Genomic DNA, 20,993 nt, shown 5'->3' on the forward strand with positions numbered 1-20,993 from the left:
GGTGTGTTGTCCATCGTGCCATGTAACGGGGCACGCACGCGCGGACGATCTCCGCAAAGACGTGACCGACGCCACGCCCGGTGGCCGTACGATGGCGCGGTGCTGGTCAAGTGGATTCGCTGCACCGTGGTGGACCGCCGGGGGTTCGAGCGGGGGCAGCGGAAATGGGCGGGGCTTCCGGGGGAGCCGGGTTTCCGGGGACAGGGCGGGGGATGGAGCCGGCAGCGGCCGGGCGTGGCGCACCTCTTCGCCTTCTGGGAGAGCCGCGCCTTCTACGACTCCTTCATGGCCCGCTCCCACGACCGGCTGGCCGCCGCCCAGTCCGGCACCTTCAAGGACGCCCAGGTCAAGCTGTTCGAATACCGCTTCGACGTGAAGACCGGATTCGAGCCGCGGTTCACCGACGCCGATCTGATCCGGGTGGCCCTGTGCACGGTCCGCGAGGAGCGCGTGGAGCACTTCACGCTCATGCAGGAGAAGGTCTGGAACCCCGCCATGGCCGGCTCGCCCGGCATGATCCGCGGCATGTTCGCCGAGGCGCCCGAACACGAGTTCCTGATCCTGTCGATGTGGCGCTCGGCGGCCGAGCACGGCAAGTACCGCACCGAGCGCGTGGAGCGCCTCGCCCTGCGCGCCCAGACCGAGGCGGACATCGCGGCACTCTCCGGCGACATCGTGGACCTGGAGCCGTCCTGGACGGTCTGAGACCCGTGAGGGCTGGAGGAGCAGGCGCGTGACGGCTGGAGGAAGCGAACGCGGCGGCCGTGGGCGATCCCGCGGCGTCCCGGGCAGCGGCCCGGGACGCCGAATTCATGTGACCTACGCCGTATGGAGCCCGTACGAGTGCTCGACGCGCCGCCGTACGCTCTAGGGTTTCGGCATGGCACGACCACGGCGCATCGTCCTTGTCCGGCACGGCGAGTCAACGGGCAACATCGACGACTCCGTGTACGAGCGCGAACCCGACCACGCCCTCGCGCTGACCGAGCGCGGATGGCGGCAGGCGGAGGAGACCGGGAAGCGGCTTCGCGAGGTGTTCGGCCGGGAGCGGGTCAGCGTGTACGTCTCCCCGTACCGCCGTACCCACGAGACCCTCCGCGCCTTCCACCTCGACCCCGAGCTGATACGGGTCCGGGAGGAGCCCCGGCTGCGCGAGCAGGACTGGGGGAACTGGCAGGACCGCGACGACGTGCGCCTGCAGAAGGCGTACCGGGACGCGTACGGGCACTTCTTCTTCCGGTTCCCGCAGGGTGAGTCCGGCGCGGATGTGTACGACCGGGTCGGCGGCTTCCTGGAGAGCCTGTTCCGCAGCTTCGAGGCCCCCGACCATCCTCCGAACGTCCTCCTGGTGACCCACGGGCTCGCCATGCGGCTGTTCTGTATGCGCTGGTTCCACTGGACGGTCGCGGAATTCGAGTCGCTGTCCAACCCGGGGAACGCCGAGATGCGGATGCTCGTTCTCGGGGAGGACGGCAAGTACACACTCGACCGGCCCTTCGAACGCTGGCGCGAGCCGGTGCCGCAGTGGGTCACCGGATAAAGTGGCAGGGCGATGACCGCTGACTCCTCTTCCTCCGGGCGCCTGGCGCGCGCTCTGACGAGCCTGCGCGGACTGGCCGTGGGGGACGCGCTGGGCTCCCAGTTCTTCGTCCCCGCGCACTATCCCCTGCTCAAGCGCCGCGAGCTGCCCGCGGGCCCCTGGCAGTGGACGGACGACACCGAGATGGCCTGCTCGGTGGTCGCCGTCCTCGCCGCCCACCAGCGCATCGACCAGGACGCGCTCGCCCACTCCTTCGCCGAGCACCACGACTTCGACCGGGGCTACGGCCCCGCGGTCAACCGGCTGCTGCGCCTGGTCCGGGAGGGCGAGGACTGGCGCCGGCTGGCCGCCGGGCTCTTCGACGGCCAGGGGTCCTGGGGCAACGGCGCGGCGATGCGGATCGCGCCCCTGGGCGCGTGGTACGCGGACGACCCGGAGCAGGCGACCCACCAGGCGGAGATCTCGGCCTACACCACCCACCAGCACCGGGAAGCCGTGGTCGGCGCCATGGCCGTGGCCGCCGCGGCGGCGTTCGCCGGCTCCCCGGACGGCCCGCCCGCCCCCGAGGCCCTGCTCGACGGCGTCATCGCGCTCGTACCGAAGAGCGCGGTCGGCCAGGGCCTCCGCCGGGCCCGGGACATGCTCGACTACGACGACGCGGTCACCGTTGCGGCCGTCCTGGGCTGCGGTCGCCGTACGACCGCCCATGACACCGTCCCCTTCGCCCTCTGGTCCGCCGCACGGTCCCTCGGCGACTACGAGACGGCGTTCTGGACCACCGCCCAGGTCGGCGGGGACGTGGACACCACCTGCGCGATCGTGGGCGGGGTGCTGGCCGCGGGCAGGGCGGGGACTCCGCCCGCCGAGTGGGCCGAGCGCACCGAGGCCCTGCCGGACTGGGTGCCCACCGGCGCCTGACGGCTCCGTCGCCACGCGAGCCCGGCCGGGCCCGCGTCCGCACATCGAAACTCTCCGTTTTCGTTGGGAACTCTCCGTGACCGCCGCTCGTTGTCCCGATAATCCGCTGCCCGCTGCGTCCGGGTCCGGGGCGTCCGGCGGGGCGGCGAGCACGAGGGGGACGGAGGGGAGGAGAGATGCCATCCGGTGTGCTGGTACCGGCCGTGCCGCCGGGGCGGGGCCGGGGGCCGGCTCGGGCGCTGCTGTCCGCCGTGCTCCGGGCCCTGCTCCTGCTCCTCTCGTGGGCTCTGCCGAGCGGGGTGCGGCCGGCCGGATCTCCGCGAGGGCCGTTTGTCGCCCGGCGGCGGTCCGGCCGGCCGCGGCATCGCGCGGCGCCTCCCGGTTCAGCCCAGGTGCGGGCCCGCCGTGCCCGCGAGGGAGTCCAGGTCGCTCTTGCGGACCCTCAGCACCAGCCAGGCGGTGACGAAGGCGAGCACGGCCATCGCGGCGGCCGGGATGAAGGCCGTGGAAATGCCATGGGCCAGCACCTCGTTCCCCCACGGCGCGGGCATCTGGTGCGTCTTGGCGAACTCCGCCTTCTGCTCCGGCGAGGCACCGGCGAGGAACCGGGGCAGCTGCTCCTTCCCCTCGTCGGTGGCGGCCGACCCGAAGACGGTCGTCAGGATGGACAGCCCGAGCGAACCGCCGACCTGCTGCATGGCGTTGAGCAGCCCGGAAGCGGCGCCCGCCTCGTGCGGGGCCACACCGGACACGGCGGTGACGGTGGCCGTCACGAAGGTCAGGCCCATACCGAAGCCGAACACCAGCATCGGGCCCAGCACCCCGCCCGCATAGGTGCTGTCCGGCTGGATGAAGGTCTGCCAGCCAAGACCGACCGCCACCAGCGCCGCGCCGGCCATCATGAACGGCTTGGGGCCGAGCACCGGAAGGAAACGCTGCGACAACCCCGCGCCGATCGCGATCGCGGCCGTCACCGGAAGGAACGCGAAACCGGCCTTGATGGCGCTGTAGCCGAGCACGTTCTGCACGAACAGCACGATGTAGAAGAACATGCCGAACATCGCCGCGGCCAGGCTCAGCATGATCACGTACGTGCCCCAGCGGTTCCGGTCCGCGAACATCCGCAGCGGGGTGATCGGCTCCTTCGCCCGCCTCTCGATGAAGACGAAGGCCAGCAGCAGCACCACGGCCGCGGCGAAGGACCCGATCGTGAGCCCGTCCCGCCAGCCCTCCTCCGCGGCGCGGATGAACCCGTACACCAGCGAGGCCATGCCGACCGTGGAGGTCAGCGCGCCGGCGAGGTCGAAGCGGCCCGGATGACGCTCGGACTCGTTGATGTACAACGGCGCGAGCGACGCGATCAGCACGCCGATGGGCACGTTGACGAACAGCACCCACCGCCAGTCGAGCCAGTCGGTGAGCATGCCGCCCGCCAGCAGGCCGATGGCGCCGCCGCCCGCCGAAACGGCGGCGAACACGCCGAAGGCCCGGTTGCGTTCCGGGCCTTCGGGGAAGGTGGTCGTTATCAGCGCCAGCGCCGTGGGGGACGCTATCGCGCCGCCCACACCCTGGAGGGCTCGCGCGGCCAGCAGCTGCCAGGGCTCCTGGGCCAGGCCGCCCAGCAGCGAGGCGAAGGTGAACAGCAGGATGCCGGTCATGAACACCCGGCGGCGGCCGAGGATGTCACCGGCCCGCGCACCGAGCAGCAGCAGGCCGCCGAAGGTGAGCGTGTAGGCGCTGACCACCCACGTCAGATCGGTCGTGCTGAAGCTGAGCGCTTCTTGAATGTGCGGGAGCGCGATATTCACAATCGTCGCGTCGAGTACCACCATGAGCTGACTGGCCGCGATGACGGTGAGTGCGATGCCGGGGTGCCCTCCCCGACGGGCCGCGCCCGATTTCTGATCGTCTGTGAGAAGCTGAGAGGTTGTCACTATGGGTTCCCCATACAGGCGTTAGTGAACGCTCGCGTTCACTGTCGCGCCCACCGTAGTGAGTCCCCGACAGTGAACGCAAGCGTTCACTTAAGCGCGCGTCGCGCCCGCGTCCCCCATTGCTGCGGCGCCGCGTCACTCCCCCGGAAACCTCGCTCACCTCGCATGCTGGAGAAACACAGATGGTTACCTCGCGCTGTACGGCCGCGCCCTCCGGAACGGCTTCCCCCCGCCGGCGCGGTGCGGTACTGGAACGGGCGATCCTCGACGCCGCTCTGGAACAGCTCAGCACGGTCGGCTGGAAGGGGCTGACCATGGAAGGCGTCGCGGCCGGCGCCCACACCGGCAAGGCGGCGGTCTACCGCCGCTGGTCCTCCAAGGAGGACCTGGTCGCGGACGCCCTGGTGTCCGGCCTGCCCCGGGTGGAGCGGGCCCCGGACCTGGGCAGCGTGCGCGAGGATCTGCTCACCCTGTGCCGGCAGGTGCGGCAGATCATGTACTCGCGGCCCGGCGCCGCTCTGCGATCGGTTATTCACGAATGCGACCAGGTGCAGGCGGAGCGCTTCGAGGGAGTGATCCTCGGAAGTGTGGTGGAGCCGACCGTCGAGCTGGTGCGCGAGGTCATCGTCCGTGGAATAGAGCGAGGAGAGGTCCGGGAGGACGCGGCCAACGGCTATGTCTTCGACGCCATCCCGGCCATGATGATGTACCGGTCGAAGATGTGCGCCAGCGAATGGAACGACCAAGACCTTGAAGGCATGGTTGACCAGCTGGTGCTTCCGCTGCTGCGGCCCTACGGAGCCTGACGGCCCCTTCCGGCGCCCTTCGCATCCCTCGGGAGACCGGGGTGTCGCACGTCGATCCCGGCGGCGTACGCTAAGGGCGCCATGCCGTACGAACCGCCTACTCACACCGTCGAGCGCTCCCTGCGCGCCACGACCGGAGCGAAGGTCATTGCCGGTGTCGACGAGGTGGGACGCGGCGCCTGGGCCGGTCCCGTCACGGTCTGCGCGGCGATCACCGGACTGCGCCGCCCGCCCGAGGGTCTGACCGACTCCAAGCTGCTCACGCTCAAGCGCCGCACCGAACTCGCCGAGATCCTGCGGTCATGGGTGACGGCCTACGCGCTGGGGCATGCTTCCCCCGAGGAGATCGACGGCCTGGGGATGACGGCCGCTCTGCGGCTGGCCGCGGTCCGTGCCCTGGACGCCCTGCCGGTCCGCCCGGACGCCGTGATCCTCGACGGGAAGCACGACTACCTCGGCGCTCCCTGGCAGGTCCGCACGGTGATCAAGGGCGATCGGTCGTGCGTGGCCGTAGCGGCGGCGTCGGTGATCGCCAAGGTTCAGCGCGACAAAATGATGGCCGAACTGGGTGTCGACCATGCAGACTTCGGATTTGCGGACAACGCCGGGTATCCGTCGCCCGTGCACAAGGCCGCACTGGCGGAGCGGGGGCCCACCCCGCACCACCGTTTGTCGTGGGCGTATCTTGATGCGTTGCCTCAGTGGCGGCACCTCAAGAAGGTCCGCAGCTGGGCGGACGGAAGCGTTCCGGAAATCGAAGGTCAGCTCGGCTTCGATTTCTGACGGTTCCGATCGCACTGATGTGCCACCCGGTCATCCGCGCCGCACCAACGTTTGATAAAAATCAGCTCATGCCTCTCATTCCCGAGGAGCCTCAGATTCACGAGAGTGCCCAGGGTCCCCGCGCCACGCCGGCCAGCGGCCGCACCGCGCCGACCCCCCGCCCCGTACCCGGCCCCCGCCCCGCGGCTCCGTCCCGCCCCGGTCGTCCCGGCCCTCTGCGGCCCACGCCGCCGGCGCAGCGCACACCGCGAGACGCGGCTCCGGCCAATCCCGGCCCTTCCGGTCCGGCCGCTCCCGCCGCCGCGGCGAGCCCGCAGATCCAGTTGATCCCGGCTTCGGCCGAGGGTGCGCTCGACGCCGCCGAGGAGGCGGTGGACCTGCTCCTGGACTCGGGCCGCGCCCCCGGCGACGTGCTCGTGCTCACCACCGGTGCCCAGCACCCGTGGGCCGAACACGAACTGTCCTTCGGTGAAGCGTCCTACTGGGCGCAGCACGACGCCGGTGACGACGTGTTCTACGCGGATGCCGCCGTCGCCGCCCGCGCCGCCACCCGCCCGGTGGTCGTCGTGGCCGTCAACGGAGGCCCCGCCTCCGCCGCTGCCACCGCCCTGCCGCTGGCCCACTCCCGTGCCGGTGCCCTGCTGATCGTCTGCGGCGACCCGCAGCAGATCAACTCGGTGCTGGGCGCGGGCGTCTGAGTCGCGTCCGGCCCCTCGGGACACCGAGGGGCCGAAGGAGCCGCTCCGGCGGAATCCGCACGGTGCGGCTTTTGGCGTGCCCGGACGACGGGCCTGATGTGTCCGCACGACAGGCGGCGGCCATGATGCCGCCGGGTCCGTTCTTCCGGGGATGGCCGGGAGCGCCGGCCGGCATCGTGCCGGGGAAGTGATCCGGGCCGCCATGGCGATGCCTGTCGGGCCGGACCCGCACCCCACCGGTGCGGCCCGCACCACTGCGGCTGTCTTCAGGGCGCACCGGGCGGATCCCGCGGTCACTCAGGGCTTCCCTGGACGGATCCCGCAGGTCACTCAGAGCTTGCCGGGGCGGATGCCGCAGGTCACTCAGAGCTTGCCGGGGCGGATCCCGCGGGTCGCTCAGGGCTTCCGGGGACGGATGCCGCGGGTCGCTCAGGGCTTTCACGGACGGATGCCGTAGGCCACTCAAAGCTTCCGTTGGGCGGATTCCGCAGGTCGCACAGGGCTCCCCGGGCTCGGAAAGGCAGGTCCGCCGGTGCTCCTCGGGACAGCTCCGCGCGGACACCGCTTCGCCGCCGGCCGTCGCGCGCCGACCGGACGCGCCGCAGCAGCCCCCGGTCGGTGGCGCGAACCGTCGTACCGCCCGTACCGCGCCGGTCAGCGAGCCGCCGCCCGGCTCAGCACCTCGGAGACCGGGCCGCCGGTGCGTGGCGCGAGCGGCGGGGCTTCCGATGTGGCGAACGGCTCCGGGGCCGAGTGGGCGTTCGGCCGGCGCCCCCCGCGTCCCTCGCCGAGCACCTGCCAGCCGTCGTGGGTCAGCGTGATGTACGCCCCGCAGCGCAGCCCGTGCAGTGTGCAGGCATCACGCAGCCCCCACATCCAGGCGCCGTCCTCCTCGGTCCAACGCGCGTCGCCCTCACGGCAGTAGAGCAGGACCGCCGTGCGCACCGGGGTGCGGCGGCGCAGGTCGTGCGGAATCACCCGGCGCAACTGCGCGAGCAGCGTGTTGCGGAACATCCAGCCGTCGGCCGGGGCCGCACGGCGCGTGAACGAGGCGCTCGCCCGCAATCGCTCGTCCGGGTCGAGCACCGCCACGACCGCCGTGAGCGGCTTCGGGTGGTGGCGGGCATGCAGGCCGCTGACGACCTCACGAGGGTTGCGCAGCAAAGGGATCCCGGCGGCGGCCCACTCCGCGGGCTCAAGCAGGCGACTGGCGGAGGTGTCGGACGCCGGCGTCGACAACGAGGCCGCCGAGGACGATGCGAATCCGAAGGTCACGTTCCTCCCTTCGGCTACGCGCCCACACTGCGGGCGAGGTCGGATTCGGGGGAGCGCGCGCCGCAGCGGAGCCCAACCGGATCACGGGTGAGTCGTGCGGGTAGCGGACCTCAATTCTTCCTGTCGAACTTGGTTGCGGCAACGAGCAATTGGCGCCGCCGAGTGTTATCTGGTAGTGCGTGGCTTATATCCCTCCTACCCCAAGGCTGGGCCATCGACGCCTGCCCCCTTTGCGGCCCCGTCCGGCGGGCCGCCGCGAACGGCCGCGCGGCAGCCGCGAACAGGGATGACGCCGCCGCACTCATCCCTGGACCGCACTCATCCCTGGACGGCGAGAACCAGTGGCAACACCGCATGCGCCCCGGACTTGCGGAGCAGACGCGCCGCGACGGCCAGGGTCCAGCCCGTCTCCGTGAAGTCGTCGACCAGCAGCACCGGGCCGCCGGCCGCGGCGAGCGCCGACGCCAGGTCGGGCGGCACCGTCAACGCGCCGTCGAGCGCTTTCAGCCGCTGTGCGCTGTTGCTGCGGGGCAGCCGGGGCGTGTCTCCCGAGTATTCCACCGAGCCGAGCAGGGGCAGTCTGCCGACCTCGGCGATGCGGGCGCCCAGCGAGTGGATCAGCCTGGGCCGGCTGCGCGAGGCCATGGTGACCACGCCCACCGGCCGGGCCGGGGCGTCGGGCGCACCGGAGGCCCAACCGTCCGGACCACGGGCCCAGTCGGCCAGCACGCCGACCACGGCCTGCGCCACGTCGTCCGGCACCGCCGCGTCCGGTGTCTGCGGCGCGAACAGGGGACGCAGCCGGTTGCCCCAGCCGATGTCCGACAGGCGTCCCAGAGCCCTCCCCGCGGAAGCCTGTTCCCCCGCCGGGATGCGGCCCTTGAGGCCGATGCCGATGGCCGGGAGCCCGGTCGGCCACATACGCCGGGGCTCCACCTCCACCCCGGCGCGGCCCAGGTCGCTGCGCGCGGCGTCCAGAGCCGCCGGGGACAGGCCGGAGGTGAAGCGCGGCCCCGCGCAGTTGTCGCAGCGGCCACATGGTTTGGCGCCCTCGTCGTCCAGCTGGCGCTGGAGGAATTCCATCCGGCACTCGGTGGTGGTGGCGTACTCGCGCATCGCCTGCTGCTCGGCCGCGCGCTGCCGGGCCACCCATGCGTAGCGCTCGGCGTCGTAGGACCACGGTTGCCCGGTGGCCGTCCAGCCGCCCTTGACGCGTCGCACCGCCCCGTCCACGTCGAGGACCTTCAGCATGGTCTCCAGCCGGGAACGGCGCAGCTCCACCAGTGGTTCCAGGGCGGGCAGCGACAGGGGCCCGTCCGCCCGGGCGAGGACGTCGAGGGTGCGCCGGACCAGCTCTTCGGAGGGAAAGGCCAGGGAGGAGAAGTACTCCCAGATCGCCTCGTCCTCCTTGCCCGGCAGCAGCAGTACCTCGGCGTGGGCGACGCCGCGGCCGGCCCGGCCGACCTGCTGGTAGTAGGCGATGGGGGAGGAGGGCGAGCCGAGGTGGACGACGAAACCGAGATCCGGCTTGTCGAAGCCCATACCGAGGGCGGAGGTGGCCACCAGGGCCTTGACGCGGTTGGCGAGCAGATCCTCCTCGGCCTGCTGCCGTTCGGCGTTCTCCGTCTTGCCCGTGTAGGAGGCGACGGTGTGTCCGCGCTGCCGCAGAAAGGCGGTGACCTCCTCGGCGGCGGCGACGGTGAGGGTGTAGACGATGCCGGAGCCCGGGAGGTCGTCGAGGTGGTCGGCGAGCCAGGCCATCCGGTGCGCGGCATCCGGCAGCCGCAGCACACCGAGGCTCAGACTCTCCCGGTCCAGCGGTCCGCGCAGCACCAGCGCGTCCATCGTGCCGCCTGTGCCGAGCTGCTCGGCGACGTCCGCGGTCACCCGCGCGTTGGCCGTGGCGGTGGTGGCCAGCACCGGGACGCCGGACGGCAGGTCGCCGAGCATGGTGCGCAGGCGGCGGTAGTCGGGACGGAAGTCGTGGCCCCAGTCGGAGATGCAGTGGGCCTCGTCCACCACCAGCAGGCCGGTGGCGGCGGACAGCTTGGGCAGGACCTGGTCGCGGAAGTCGGGGTTGTTCAGCCGCTCCGGCGAGACCAGCAGCACGTCGACCTCGCCCGCCGCGATCTCGGCCTGGACGGCGTCCCACTCCTCGGTGTTGGCCGAGTTGATGGTCCGGGCGTGGATACCGGCCCGGGCCGCGGCCTCCACCTGGTTGCGCATGAGCGCGAGCAACGGCGAGACGATCACCGTGGGGCCGCTTCCTCTGGCCCGCAGCAGCGAGGTCGCGACGAAGTACACCGCGGACTTGCCCCAGCCCGTGCGTTGTACGACCAGGGCCCGGCGCCGGTCGGCGACCAGCGCCTCGATCGCCCGCCACTGGTCCTCGCGCAGCCGGGCGGCGCCCGTCGCGTCCCCGACGAGCCGGGCGAGAACGGCATCGGCTTCGGCCCGGAGATCCGCGTTGCTCGTGTGTTCCATGCGTTCCATACAACAGGACCGCACCGACAACCGGGCGGGCCCGGGCCGAGTCTGTGGATAACCCTGGCAGCGCTGTCGCGGTTGTCGTGTCCCTGATTGGACTTATCCACAGGCCCTCAAGCGGAATATTGGAATCCGCGAGATTGTCGGCGCATGACGAATCACAGCGAAACCGCCGGACCCTTCGGAAACGGCGACATCTCCGGGCACGACCCGTCGGCCGGACCGGCCGACCACACCGCGCAGGTCACCCTGCGCACCCCCGCGGAACTGGCCGACGCCCTGCCCTACCTGCTCGGCTACCGCCCCGAGGACAGCATGGTGCTCGTCGCCCTGCACGACCGGGGAGGCAGCGGCAGGTTCGGCGGCCGGGCCCGGCTCGGCATCCCGGCGAACGAGGAGGACTGGGAGGCCGCCGCCCGGCAGCTGGCCCGCGGGCTGGTGACCGGCAGCGAGCGGCGCGGCGCCCGGCCCGAGGGCATGGTGGCCTTTGTCTGCCAGGAACCGGGCCCCGGCGAGTCCGGCCGGGAGGTCAAGCGACGGCTGACCAGGCTGGCCCAGCTGATGCGCACCGAGTGCGGAAGCCTGGACGTGCCCGTCGTCGAGGCACTGTGCATCTCGGACGGGCGTTACTGGTCGTACTGCTGCCCGGTCAAGGGCTGCTGCCCCGAGGACGGCTCCCCGATGGGCCTGCCCGGCACCTCCGTACTCGCCGCGGCGGCCACCTACGCCGGCCTCCAGGTCCGCGGCACACTGAAAGAACTCCGCGCCAGGCTGCAACCCTGGGAGTCCGCCGCGGCGCTCGACCAGGAGATCGCCCTCGACACGGCGGGCATGAGCCTGGTGCCCCGCATCCTGGACGAGGGGACCCGCGAGGAGGTGGCGCGGGAGACCCTCGTCCTCGCCGAGCGGATCATCCGCCGCTTCGCCGCGGCGGCACCGGTCTCCGGCACCCATCCGGCGGACGTCCGCGACGACGGTCTCCTCGGTGCCGACGAGGCGGCGGCCCTCATCCTCGGACTCCAGGACCGTACGACCCGCGACCGGGCCGCCGCCTGGATGGAAGGGGATGTCGCGGGCCCGGCCCTGCGGCTCTGGCGCGCCCTGGCCCGCCGCTGCGTCGGTCCCTACAGCGAACACGCCGCCGCACCGCTGACCCTGGCGGGCTGGGTCGCCTGGTCCACGGGCGACGAACTGGAGGCGCGCGAGGCGCTGGCCATGGCACTGGGCGCGGATCCCGACTACCTCTTCGCCCGCCTGCTGCACCAGGCGTGCAACGAGGGGCTCGACCCGGAGGCGGTCCGCCGCTGCCTGCGCGCCCAGGACACGCAGAGCACGGAGAACACGCAGAGCACGCAGAGCACGGGGACCGCGCCGGTGCGGGCGGCGCGGCAAACGGATCCGGCGCCGCAGCGGACGCTCGCCGAAGCCACGCGGAACCCGGTCCCGGCACCTCGGACCCCGGCGGACGGCCCGGCTCCGGGTCCCCGGCCGGCCGGACAGCGCAGGCGCCGCACCCGGAGCGCGGACGGCGACGACCACCGCCCCACAGCCCGGACCAAGACGGACCGACGCAGGCCGGCCGGCTCCCGCCCCCGGCCGACCGGGCCCGGAGCCGCCAGGCCCGGCATCCGGGGAGCGAGCACCCGGCGCTCGCGTACCACCGACCCCGGCGACACCCCGACCGGCGGTGTGCCGTCGGAGGGCGGTCGCCCGCGGACCGAGGACGACGAATGAGCACCCGCCGGCCCGCGCCCGCACGAGCAGCGTCCCTGGCGGCAATGGCCCCGGCAACGGGACAGGGCACCGTTCGCCGGCCCGGCGAACGGTTATGGGGGACGGCCTGCTGGCCATCGGCGACAGTCTCCCGGTGACGGAGGACGGCCCGCTGGTCATGGACGCCGGCCCGCCGCCACGCCGGTTTTCCGCGCCGGCGTCCGGGTGGAGAACCGTGCTGGCGGATGCCCGGCCGCTGCCCCGGCTCCGGACGGCCGGCCCGTGCCACGCCTGACCGCCGGCACCGTCCACCTCCTCTGCACGGGCCTGCTCACGGTCGGCCTGCTCTGCACGGGTCGGCTGGCTCCGGGCCCGCCGCACGAGCCGTACCGAGCGTCTCGCCCGGCTGTTCGGAGCCCCCGCCAGGAACGCGGACCAGGGGCGGGGGCTCGGCATCAAGGAGGCGCGGCGCATCCCGTTCGGTCACGGACCGGAGCCTGCGGGCCGAGACAGATGACCGCGCGCGAGCCACCAGCCGACGAAAGGAACCCGGCTCAGCGCGCCACTCCGGAACGAAACAGGACCACCACCGATGCGGCGGCCGAGGGAGTGTTTATCGTCAGGAAGACGACTATGATCGCGGCATGCCCTACGACCCGTCAGCCTTTCCGCCCTTCGCCGTCACCGTGGACCTGGTCGTGCTGACCGTGCGCCGCCATGCCCTGTGCGCGCTGGCGGTACGCAGGGGCGAGCCTCCCTTCCAGGGGCGCTGGGCACTGCCTGGAGGCTTCGTACGGGCCGATGAGGACCTGACCCAGGCGGCGGCGCGCGAACTGGCCGAGGAGACCGGGCTGTGCGCCCACGACCCCGCTGCCCCGGCCCAGGACAACGGAGCCCACCTGGAGCAGCTCGCCACCTACGGCGACCCCGAGCGGGACCCGCGTATGCGCGTGGTCAGCGTCGCGCATCTCGCGCTCGCACCCGACCTGCCCGCACCGCGCGCCGGCGGTGACGCCAGCAATGCGCGCTGGGCCCCGGTCGAGGAACTGCTCCAGCAGGGCGGCTACGGCCGTGACGGCGAACCCGTGGCACCGCTCGCCTTCGATCACGCCCGGATCCTCGCGGACGGAGTGGAACGCGCCCGCTCCAAGATCGAGTACTCGTCGCTGGCCACCGCCTTCTGCCCGCCCGAGTTCACGGTCGGTGAGCTGCGCCGGGTGTACGAGGCGGTGTGGGGCGTCGCGCTCGACCCGCGCAACTTCCACCGCAAGGTGACCGGAACCCCCGGATTCCTCGTCCCCACCGGAGGGACGACCACGCGCCAGGGCGGACGGCCGGCCCAGCTCTTCCGGGCCGGCGGCGCCACGCTGCTCAACCCGCCGATGCTGCGCCCCGAGGTCTGAGACACGGGAAAGCGGCACCGGCGATCGTCTGCCCGCTGCCCGCTGCCCGCTGCCCGCAACTCGCTACCGGCCTGGCCTCTTACTGCTCCCCGTCTGCCTGCCACCTGCCGCCCGTCGCCCGCACGCCGCCAGGCTGTAGGAGTCGGGTGCGGACTCCGTCGAACGGCGGAAAAGGGAGGAGGCGGGCCGCACGGCGCCTTTCCGCAAATCGCCTTATACCCGAAAAACCAGACATGTCGCGCTATCTTGCTGCAGGTGATCCAGGCCTTCGGACTGACCAGCAACCCCCGCAAGGCGCATCCGCCCGCCGTCGACGATGTCTCCTTCGAGGCGCGTGCCGGGCACGTCACCGCGCTCCTCGGACGCGCCGGCGCGGGCAAGACGACGACGCTCAAACTCATGCTTGAGCTCCAACAGGGGTGCGGCATCACCTACTTCAGAGGCCGGCCCCTGCACCGGATCGCCCACCCGGCGCGGGAAGTCGGCGTACTCCTCGGTGATGTGCCGGGCCATCCCGCCCGCTCGGTCCGCGGTCATCTGCGCATGTTGTGCGCGGCGTCGGGAGTTCCCGCGCGGAGGGCCGACGAGGTGCTCGAAGTAGTCGGTCTCGTCAGCCTCCGCGAGGAACGTCTCGGCACGCTGTCACGCGGCATGGACCGCAGACTCGGTCTCGCCTGTGCCCTGCTGCCCGACCCGCACACGCTCGTCCTGGACGAACCCACCGACGGCCTTTCCGCCCGGGAGACCCAGTGGCTGCACGGCATGTTGCGGGCCCATGCCGACCAAGGCGGCACGGTGCTGTTCACCACGGCCCAACCCAAGGAGGCGGCGCGTACCGCCGACCGGGTCGTCACGCTCGACGGCGGCAGACTCGTCGCCGACCAGGAGGCAAGGGTGTTCGCCCGCACCCGGCTGCGTCGGCGAGTGGCCGTCCGCAGCCCCCACGCGGCGCGCCTCGCGGCCCTGCTGGCCAAGGACGCCCGTACTGCCCGCCGCTCCGTCGAAGTCGTACGCGAGGGCGGCAACCGCCTGTCGGTGTACGGCAGCACGACCGCCGATGTCGGGGAGATCGCCTTCCGTCACGGCATCCTCGTCCACCAACTCGCCGACGAAGTGGGTGACATGGGGCCGGGGGCCGGTGCCGGGGGCGACGACGGCACGCGCCCCGCCGAACCGCGTCCGCCCGCACCGGACTCACCGCCTGCCAACCGGTGGGCCCGGCCGGGTCGGCGCCCGGCGGCGGCCGGCGTCTCGTACGGGGGGCGGAAACCCGCCCAGGCCGGCCGAGTGCCGGAGGAACGCGGTCACGCGGTGGCGGAATCCGCCCTCGACGGCCGCGAGGCCGGATTCGGCGGAGCACCCGAAGCCCCGGGGCGGAGCGCGCGCGAAGGGTCGACGGGGTTGCGCCACGCGAGGTCCGCCGTCCCACGCGAGACCACGAAGGCCGGCTTCCCGACTGCGGAACCAGGCACCGCCGAGCCGGTGACGGAGCCGCGTACCGCCTCGCCCGGCCGGGCGGCGGCCGGATCCCACTCGACGGACCCGGACCAGTCCACGCCGGAACCCCACACACCAGCGCGGGGCCTCTCGACGGGGGACGGCACGGCGTCCGGGCACCCGGCCGGACAAGGGAAGCGCACCACGGCCGTGCCGCCGACTCCGGGTGCCCAGGGGGCGGTGGCCGACCTGTCCCCGATGACCGAAGGGAAGTGGGCGTCCGGCCGTTCGGCCGCTCAGCGGTCGGACGACGCCGAGGCGGGACGGACCCACGGCGCTGCTCGGCGTGTCGAGCCGGCTCACCCCGTGAGCGCCTCCAGCGTTGCACCGCGCGACGCGGCTCAGGCCGTCGCGGCGCTCCCGGCCGACGGTACGGCGCATGCCGTCACCGCGCCGGGTGCGAACGGCACGGTGGACGAGGCGCGGGAAAGAGCCGCACGGCAGCCGCACCGGAACGCCGACGCCGGGCGCGGCGCCCGGAACGGCGGCAACGGCGACCGGCCGCGGGCCGAGGCCGCGGCCGGTGCCGGGGAGAGCGGCAGTGACGGCCGGTCCACCGGTTCGGCGACCACCCCGGAGACCGGATCCGGCGCGGTCGCGTCGGCACCCGGGTCGCAGCGCGACGACACGCCCGCCCCCGCGGCGACCCGCCCCGGCACTCGTCTCCTCCTTCCGGGAGCCAGGAACCCCGGCGCCCGGAGGAAACGGGACGACCACGCCGACCGCTCCGACGGTGACCGCACCGCCGCCGTCAGCTCGCCCCTCCCGCCCCCCATCGCCGTCCGCCCCGCAGCGAGCCCGCTGCGCCCCCTCCGCTACGAGATCCGGCGCGCCGCCGGTATCGGCACCGGCTTCCTCACCTGCGGCGCCGTACTCGTCGTGTCCGCGCTCACCGCCGTACTCCTCGCCAGGATCGGGCACACCCCGCAGGCACGACTGTTCGCGGCCTGGCCGCGGGAGCTGCCGCTGCCGCCCGCGGCACTCGGGGCCGGGCTGCTCGGCGCGCTGGCCTTCGGGGACGAGTTCCGTCATCCCGCCCTGGCGGCGGACCGCGGCACCGTCCCCCGCCGGCTGGGGCTGCTCACCGCGAAGCTGCTCGTCTCCGGAGCCACCGCGGGACTGCTCGCCTTCCTCACCCTGGGCTGCGACGCCGAGGCGCTCTACATCGTCTACGGACGGGAGCTGACGGAAGTTCCCGCGGACTGGCTCTCGATGGCGGCGAGTTGGTTCGGACTGGTCGTCGGCTGTTCCTGGGCCGGGGTGCTGGCGGCCGGCGTGTTCCGGTCCACCACGGCCGGGCTGGCCGCTGTCCTCGCCGTGCCCGTCCTGGTCGTACCCCTCGTCCACAAGGCGCTCCAGGGCCCGGCCGTGCGCATGGCGGCGGACTTCCCGGTGCGGATGCGGGAGGTCTTCCTGCTGCAGTGGCCCTTCGGCGGGGAGCGGTACCTGCTCGCCGCCGCGCGGGTTCTCGCCCAACCCGTGGGCGGCGCACTGACGTTGTCGCTCGCGGGTCTCCTCTGCGCGTATCTGGTCACGGCGATGCGGACCCGGCTGCGCTGACCACACTTCGTTCACTTCTGGTCCCGCTTTGCCTGCAACTCCCCGCAGGTAGCCCGTTTCTTTCCGATAAGGCGTCAATTGCGACGGGGTGAGCGATCACCCTTTCGTGTGCTTTTCACCAAAGACCTCAAGGGAGTTGGAGGCGGCGCCGACAAAGGATCCGTGAGTACCCTTGCGCACACCATGATGACCGCCGCCCGCTCCACAGACTCAGGTCTGGTCGGCCCGGGCGAACTCGACCGCTACCCCTACGCCGAAGGCCCAGTGGCCGACCGCGTCGGCGCACCTGCCTGGGACGGCGGGGAACCCGAGCTGGGCCGGGTCGGCCGGCGGGCCGCGGCCAACCGCGGACGCGGGCTGCACGGCCAACTCGTCCAGCAGCTCGGACAGATGATCGTCTCCGGCGATCTGGGCGCGGACCGACCGCTGGTGCCGGAGGAGATCGGCCAGCGCTTCGAGGTCTCCCGCACCGTCGTCCGCGAGTCGCTCCGGGTCCTGGAGGCCAAGGGCCTGGTCAGCGCCCGCCCGAACGTCGGCACGCGGGTGCGTCCCGTCAGCGACTGGAACCTCCTCGACCCGGACATCATCGAGTGGCGGGCCTTCGGGCCGCAGCGCGACGACCAGCGCCGGGAGCTCAACGAACTGCGCTGGACGATCGAGCCGCTGGCCGCCCGCCTCGCCGCCGGACACGGGCGCGAGGAGGTGCAGCAGCGCCTGTGCGACATGGTCGAGATCATGAGTCACGCCATGGCGCAGGGCGACGCGCTCACCTACGCGCGCGCGGACACCGAGTTCCACTCGCTGCTGATCCAGATCGCGGGCAACCGCATGCTGGAGCACCTCTCCGGCATCGTCTCGGCGGCACTCCAGGTCTCCGGCGGCCCGGTCACCGCCTGTGACCGCCCCAACGAGACGTCCCTCGCCCAGCACGCGCGGATCGTCGACGCCCTCGGTACCGGCGACGCCGCGGCGGCGGAGACGGCCATGCGTCAGCTGCTGACGGTCCTCCCCGAGGTGGAGCGCGTGGTCCCCGCCCCGCGCGAGCACTGACCCGCGAGGGACGCGGTGCGGTCGCCAGTGTGTGACGTCCCAGTGGTGCTCGCGGCGGCGCCGGGCCCGGGTACGGGCCGCCGCCGGACCTCGCCGGACCTTCTGGAGTCCGGCGGAGTCCGGCGATGCGGCAGGCCCCCTGCCGACGGGGCCCGACCGGGATGGCGACCACTAATGATCTCGTCTGTACACGTCTGACCGCTTTTGACCACTTACGGGGTGTGACTCGGGCCACGCAGAATGGGCGTAACGCTCGTGGAGACAGCGCGATGACCTAAGAGGTGATAGCCGCGGAGGGAATACGGACGCCGTGCATGGCGCTGTGCAACTTCCCGGCCCCCGCCCGCGCCGTCGGCCCATCCCCAGGCCGGTGGTCGGCTCCTGTCCGCAGTGGACGGTGCCGGAAGCCGTTTTCCAACGTTCCGAGAGGTTGTTCGTGTCGGCCAGCACATCCCGTACGCTCCCGCCGGAGATCGCCGAGTCCGTCTCTGTCATGGCGCTCATTGAGCGGGGAAAGGCTGAGGGGCAGATCGCCGGCGACGATGTGCGTCGGGCCTTCGAAGCTGACCAGATTCCGGCCACTCAGTGGAAGAACGTACTGCGCAGCCTCAACCAGATTCTTGAGGAAGAGGGTGTGACGCTGATGGTCAGTGCCGCAGAGCCCAAGCGCACCCGCAAGAGCGTCGCAGCGAAGAGCCCGGCCAAGCGCACCGCCACCAGGACGGTCGCGGCGAAGACGGTGACCACCAGGAAGGCCACCGCCACCACGGCCGCCCCCGCGGCACCCACCGCCGCGGCCGCAGCCGATTCCGCCGAGGATGCCGCAACCGCCAAGAAGGCCGCGGCCAAGAAGACCACGGCCGCCAAGAAGGCGACCGCCAAGAAGACCGTCGCGAAGAAGACGGCCGCCAAGAAGACCACCGCCAAGAAGGACGACGTCGAGCTCCTCGAAGAAGAGGTCCTCGAGGACACCAAGGTCGCCGACGAGCCCGAGGGCACCGAGGCCGCGGGCTTCGTCCTGTCCGACGAGGACGAGGACGACGCGCCCGCGCAGCAGGTCGCCGCGGCCGGCGCCACCGCCGACCCGGTCAAGGACTACCTGAAGCAGATCGGCAAGGTCCCCCTGCTCAACGCCGAGCAGGAGGTCGAGCTGGCCAAGCGCATCGAGGCGGGTCTCTTCGCCGAGGACAAGCTGGCCAACGCGGACAAGCTCGCCCCGAAGCTCAAGCGCGAGCTGGAGATCATCGCCGAGGACGGCCGCCGCGCCAAAAACCACCTCCTGGAGGCCAACCTCCGTCTGGTGGTCTCCCTGGCCAAGCGCTACACCGGCCGCGGCATGCTGTTCCTGGACCTCATCCAGGAGGGCAACCTGGGTCTGATCCGCGCGGTCGAGAAGTTCGACTACACCAAGGGCTACAAGTTCTCCACGTACGCCACCTGGTGGATCCGTCAGGCGATCACCCGCGCCATGGCCGACCAGGCCCGCACCATCCGTATCCCGGTGCACATGGTCGAGGTCATCAACAAGCTCGCGCGCGTGCAGCGCCAGATGCTTCAGGACCTGGGCCGCGAGCCCACCCCGGAGGAGCTGGCCAAGGAACTCGACATGACCCCGGAGAAGGTCATCGAGGTCCAGAAGTACGGCCGTGAGCCCATCTCGCTGCACACCCCGCTGGGCGAGGACGGCGACAGCGAGTTCGGTGACCTCATCGAGGACTCCGAGGCCGTCGTGCCCGCCGACGCGGTCAGCTTCACGCTCCTCCAGGAGCAGCTGCACTCGGTGCTGGACACCCTGTCCGAGCGCGAGGCCGGCGTCGTCTCCATGCGCTTCGGTCTCACCGACGGCCAGCCGAAGACCCTCGACGAGATCGGCAAGGTCTACGGCGTGACGCGTGAGCGCATCCGTCAGATCGAGTCCAAGACCATGTCGAAGCTGCGCCACCCGTCGCGTTCCCAGGTGCTGCGCGACTACCTGGACTAGGCCGCGACGGCTCCGCCAGGTCGCACAGTACGACGGCGAAGGCCCGGTTCCCCTCGTGGGAGCCGGGCCTTCGTGCTGCGCGATCCCGCTCGATGGATCACTCTGGGTCCCCCAGGAAGACCTGAGAGTGAGGAGCATGCATGCGCCGTTCCCTTACCCGGGCACTGGTCCGGCCGCTGGCCCTGGCGGCTGCCATGGCCGCCGTACCGCTGGCGGGCGCGGCCCCCGCAGCCGCCGGCGGCGTGGTCGTGGGGGGCTTCCCGATAGACGTCTCCCAAGCCCCGTGGACGGTCGCGCTGGCCAGTCGTGACCTGTTCGGCGGAGCGCGGGCGGGGCAGTTCTGCGGAGCCGCGGCCATCGGGCGGACGACGGTGCTCACGGCGGCCCACTGTCTGAGCGAGGAAGCCCTCGGGGTGCCGCCGAACCGGGTGCGTGACCTCAAGGTCATCGCGGGCCGCACCGACCTGCTGTCATCGCAGGGCGAGGAGATCGCCGTACGGGAGATCCGGCTCAACCCCCGGTTCGACCTCGCGACCAACTCCGGGGACTTCGCGGTCGTCGTGCTCGCCCGGCCGCTGCCGCGGAGCGCGGTCATCACCATGGCCGGCGAGGGCGACCCGGCCTACCGGCCCGGCACGCAGGCACTGGTGTCCGGCTGGGGCGACACGACCGGCGAGGGAGCCTATGCGCGGCGACTGCGGGCCGCACACGTACGCGTGCTCTCCGACGACGTGTGCGCCACGGCCTACCCGGGCGGCCCCGAGGGCACCTACCGGGCCGGCACGATGCTGTGCGCCGGCGAGGTCGCCGGAGGGCCGGACGGCTGCCAGGGGGACAGCGGAGGCCCGCTGGTGGCCGCGGGACGGCTCATCGGCCTCGTGTCGTGGGGAAGCGGCTGTGGGCGCCCGGAGCACCCCGGCGTCTACACGCGTGTCTCCGGGATCGTACGAGCGCTGGAGCCGGCCACAGGGGCCCGCAAACGGCCTCCTGGCGGCTCTTAGCGCGTTCGAGCGGGTATGAGCACGGGCGGCCGCTCCTGGTGAGGAACGGCCGCCCGATCACCGGCCTGTGCCGGGGCTGGCTCGTCGTGTGTGCGAGATTCAGCGCTCTTCTTCGGAAGCGGGGCCCTGAACGGACGTCAGTCGCTCGGTCTCGTCCTGTATCTCAGCGGCGATCTTCTTGAGTTCCGGCTCGAACTTGCGACCGTGGTGGGCGCAGAAGAGCAGTTCTCCGCCGCTGAGCAGGACGACGCGCAGGTATGCCTGGGCGCCGCAGCGGTCGCAGCGATCGGCGGCCGTCAGCGGGCTCGCGGGGGTCAGAACAGTAGTCACGTCGCCTCTTCTCTAGC

General features: G+C 72.2%; 16 protein-coding genes. 12 read left to right on the forward strand and 4 right to left on the reverse strand.

Annotated elements, in window-relative coordinates; translation table 11 throughout:
- The first annotated feature begins 99 nt into the window (after positions 1–99).
- The 3 genes from IH25_RS0114845 to IH25_RS0114855 all read left to right on the forward strand — a co-directional run bounded on the left by IH25_RS0114845 (position 100) and on the right by IH25_RS0114855 (position 2,458).
- Complete coding sequence (locus IH25_RS0114845) at positions 100–705, forward strand: YdbC family protein (RefSeq protein WP_030609001.1); 606 nt, start codon at positions 100–102, stop codon at positions 703–705.
- Positions 706–880: 175 nt separating this feature from the next.
- Complete coding sequence (locus IH25_RS0114850; RefSeq protein WP_030609003.1) at positions 881–1,540, forward strand: histidine phosphatase family protein; 660 nt, start codon at positions 881–883, stop codon at positions 1,538–1,540.
- A 12-nt stretch (positions 1,541–1,552) separates the two neighbouring features.
- The gene (locus IH25_RS0114855) at positions 1,553–2,458 is read left to right on the forward strand and encodes an ADP-ribosylglycohydrolase family protein (protein WP_030609005.1); all 906 of its coding nucleotides are present in this window, start codon (positions 1,553–1,555) and stop codon (positions 2,456–2,458) included.
- 383 nt (positions 2,459–2,841) lie between these two features.
- Here the strand turns inward: IH25_RS0114855 and IH25_RS0114860 are convergent, their stop codons facing one another.
- Complete coding sequence (locus IH25_RS0114860) at positions 2,842–4,392, reverse strand: MFS transporter (RefSeq protein ID WP_030609008.1); 1,551 nt, start codon at positions 4,390–4,392, stop codon at positions 2,842–2,844.
- Between the two features lie 182 nt (positions 4,393–4,574).
- Here IH25_RS0114860 and IH25_RS0114865 point away from each other — a divergent pair, with 182 nt between their 5' ends.
- The 3 genes from IH25_RS0114865 to IH25_RS0114875 all read left to right on the forward strand — a co-directional run bounded on the left by IH25_RS0114865 (position 4,575) and on the right by IH25_RS0114875 (position 6,679).
- The gene (locus IH25_RS0114865; protein ID WP_030609011.1) at positions 4,575–5,198 is read left to right on the forward strand and encodes a TetR/AcrR family transcriptional regulator; all 624 of its coding nucleotides are present in this window, start codon (positions 4,575–4,577) and stop codon (positions 5,196–5,198) included.
- Positions 5,199–5,279: 81 nt separating this feature from the next.
- Positions 5,280–5,981 carry a ribonuclease HII gene (locus tag IH25_RS0114870; RefSeq protein WP_030609014.1) on the forward strand — a complete coding sequence of 234 codons (702 nt, stop codon included), beginning with the start codon at positions 5,280–5,282 and terminating at the stop codon, positions 5,979–5,981.
- Positions 5,982–6,049: 68 nt separating this feature from the next.
- Positions 6,050–6,679 (forward strand): hypothetical protein, encoded by a 630-nt coding sequence (locus tag IH25_RS0114875; protein ID WP_078844248.1) that lies wholly within the window; start codon positions 6,050–6,052, stop codon positions 6,677–6,679.
- Between the two features lie 654 nt (positions 6,680–7,333).
- Here IH25_RS0114875 and IH25_RS0114885 read toward each other — a convergent pair.
- Together IH25_RS0114885 and IH25_RS0114890 are read right to left on the reverse strand one after the other, a co-directional pair.
- A complete protein-coding gene (locus tag IH25_RS0114885; protein WP_030609033.1) occupies positions 7,334–7,954 on the reverse strand; it encodes a hypothetical protein in 621 nt (206 codons plus the stop codon).
- Positions 7,955–8,272: 318 nt separating this feature from the next.
- Complete coding sequence (locus tag IH25_RS0114890; RefSeq protein WP_030609036.1) at positions 8,273–10,438, reverse strand: RecQ family ATP-dependent DNA helicase; 2,166 nt, start codon at positions 10,436–10,438, stop codon at positions 8,273–8,275.
- 153 nt (positions 10,439–10,591) lie between these two features.
- Here IH25_RS0114890 and IH25_RS0114895 point away from each other — a divergent pair, with 153 nt between their 5' ends.
- The 6 genes from IH25_RS0114895 (at position 10,592) to IH25_RS0114925 (ending at position 20,646) form a co-directional block, all read left to right on the forward strand.
- Positions 10,592–12,175, forward strand: a complete 1,584-nt coding sequence (locus tag IH25_RS0114895) for a DUF4192 domain-containing protein (RefSeq protein WP_030609040.1) — start codon at positions 10,592–10,594, stop codon at positions 12,173–12,175.
- Positions 12,176–12,798: 623 nt separating this feature from the next.
- On the forward strand, positions 12,799–13,557 hold the full coding sequence (locus IH25_RS0114905; protein WP_030609046.1) for an NUDIX hydrolase: 759 nt from the start codon (positions 12,799–12,801) through the stop codon (positions 13,555–13,557).
- Positions 13,558–13,812: 255 nt separating this feature from the next.
- The gene (locus IH25_RS0114910) at positions 13,813–16,614 is read left to right on the forward strand and encodes an ABC transporter ATP-binding protein (RefSeq protein ID WP_030609049.1); all 2,802 of its coding nucleotides are present in this window, start codon (positions 13,813–13,815) and stop codon (positions 16,612–16,614) included.
- Between the two features lie 162 nt (positions 16,615–16,776).
- On the forward strand, positions 16,777–17,664 hold the full coding sequence (locus IH25_RS0114915) for a FadR/GntR family transcriptional regulator (protein WP_078844249.1): 888 nt from the start codon (positions 16,777–16,779) through the stop codon (positions 17,662–17,664).
- A 436-nt stretch (positions 17,665–18,100) separates the two neighbouring features.
- Positions 18,101–19,645: an RNA polymerase sigma factor gene (locus IH25_RS0114920; RefSeq protein WP_030609056.1), complete on the forward strand. Its 1,545-nt coding sequence runs from the start codon at positions 18,101–18,103 to the stop codon at positions 19,643–19,645.
- Between the two features lie 140 nt (positions 19,646–19,785).
- Entirely contained in the window at positions 19,786–20,646 is an 861-nt protein-coding gene (locus IH25_RS0114925) for a serine protease (protein WP_030609061.1), read from the forward strand.
- A 99-nt stretch (positions 20,647–20,745) separates the two neighbouring features.
- Here the strand turns inward: IH25_RS0114925 and IH25_RS0114930 are convergent, their stop codons facing one another.
- Complete coding sequence (locus IH25_RS0114930) at positions 20,746–20,976, reverse strand: DUF7455 domain-containing protein (protein WP_030609063.1); 231 nt, start codon at positions 20,974–20,976, stop codon at positions 20,746–20,748.
- Positions 20,977–20,993 lie beyond the last annotated feature (17 nt).

The sequence above is a fragment of the Streptomyces achromogenes subsp. achromogenes genome (assembly GCF_000720835.1).
GTDB lineage: Bacteria > Actinomycetota > Actinomycetes > Streptomycetales > Streptomycetaceae > Streptomyces > Streptomyces achromogenes.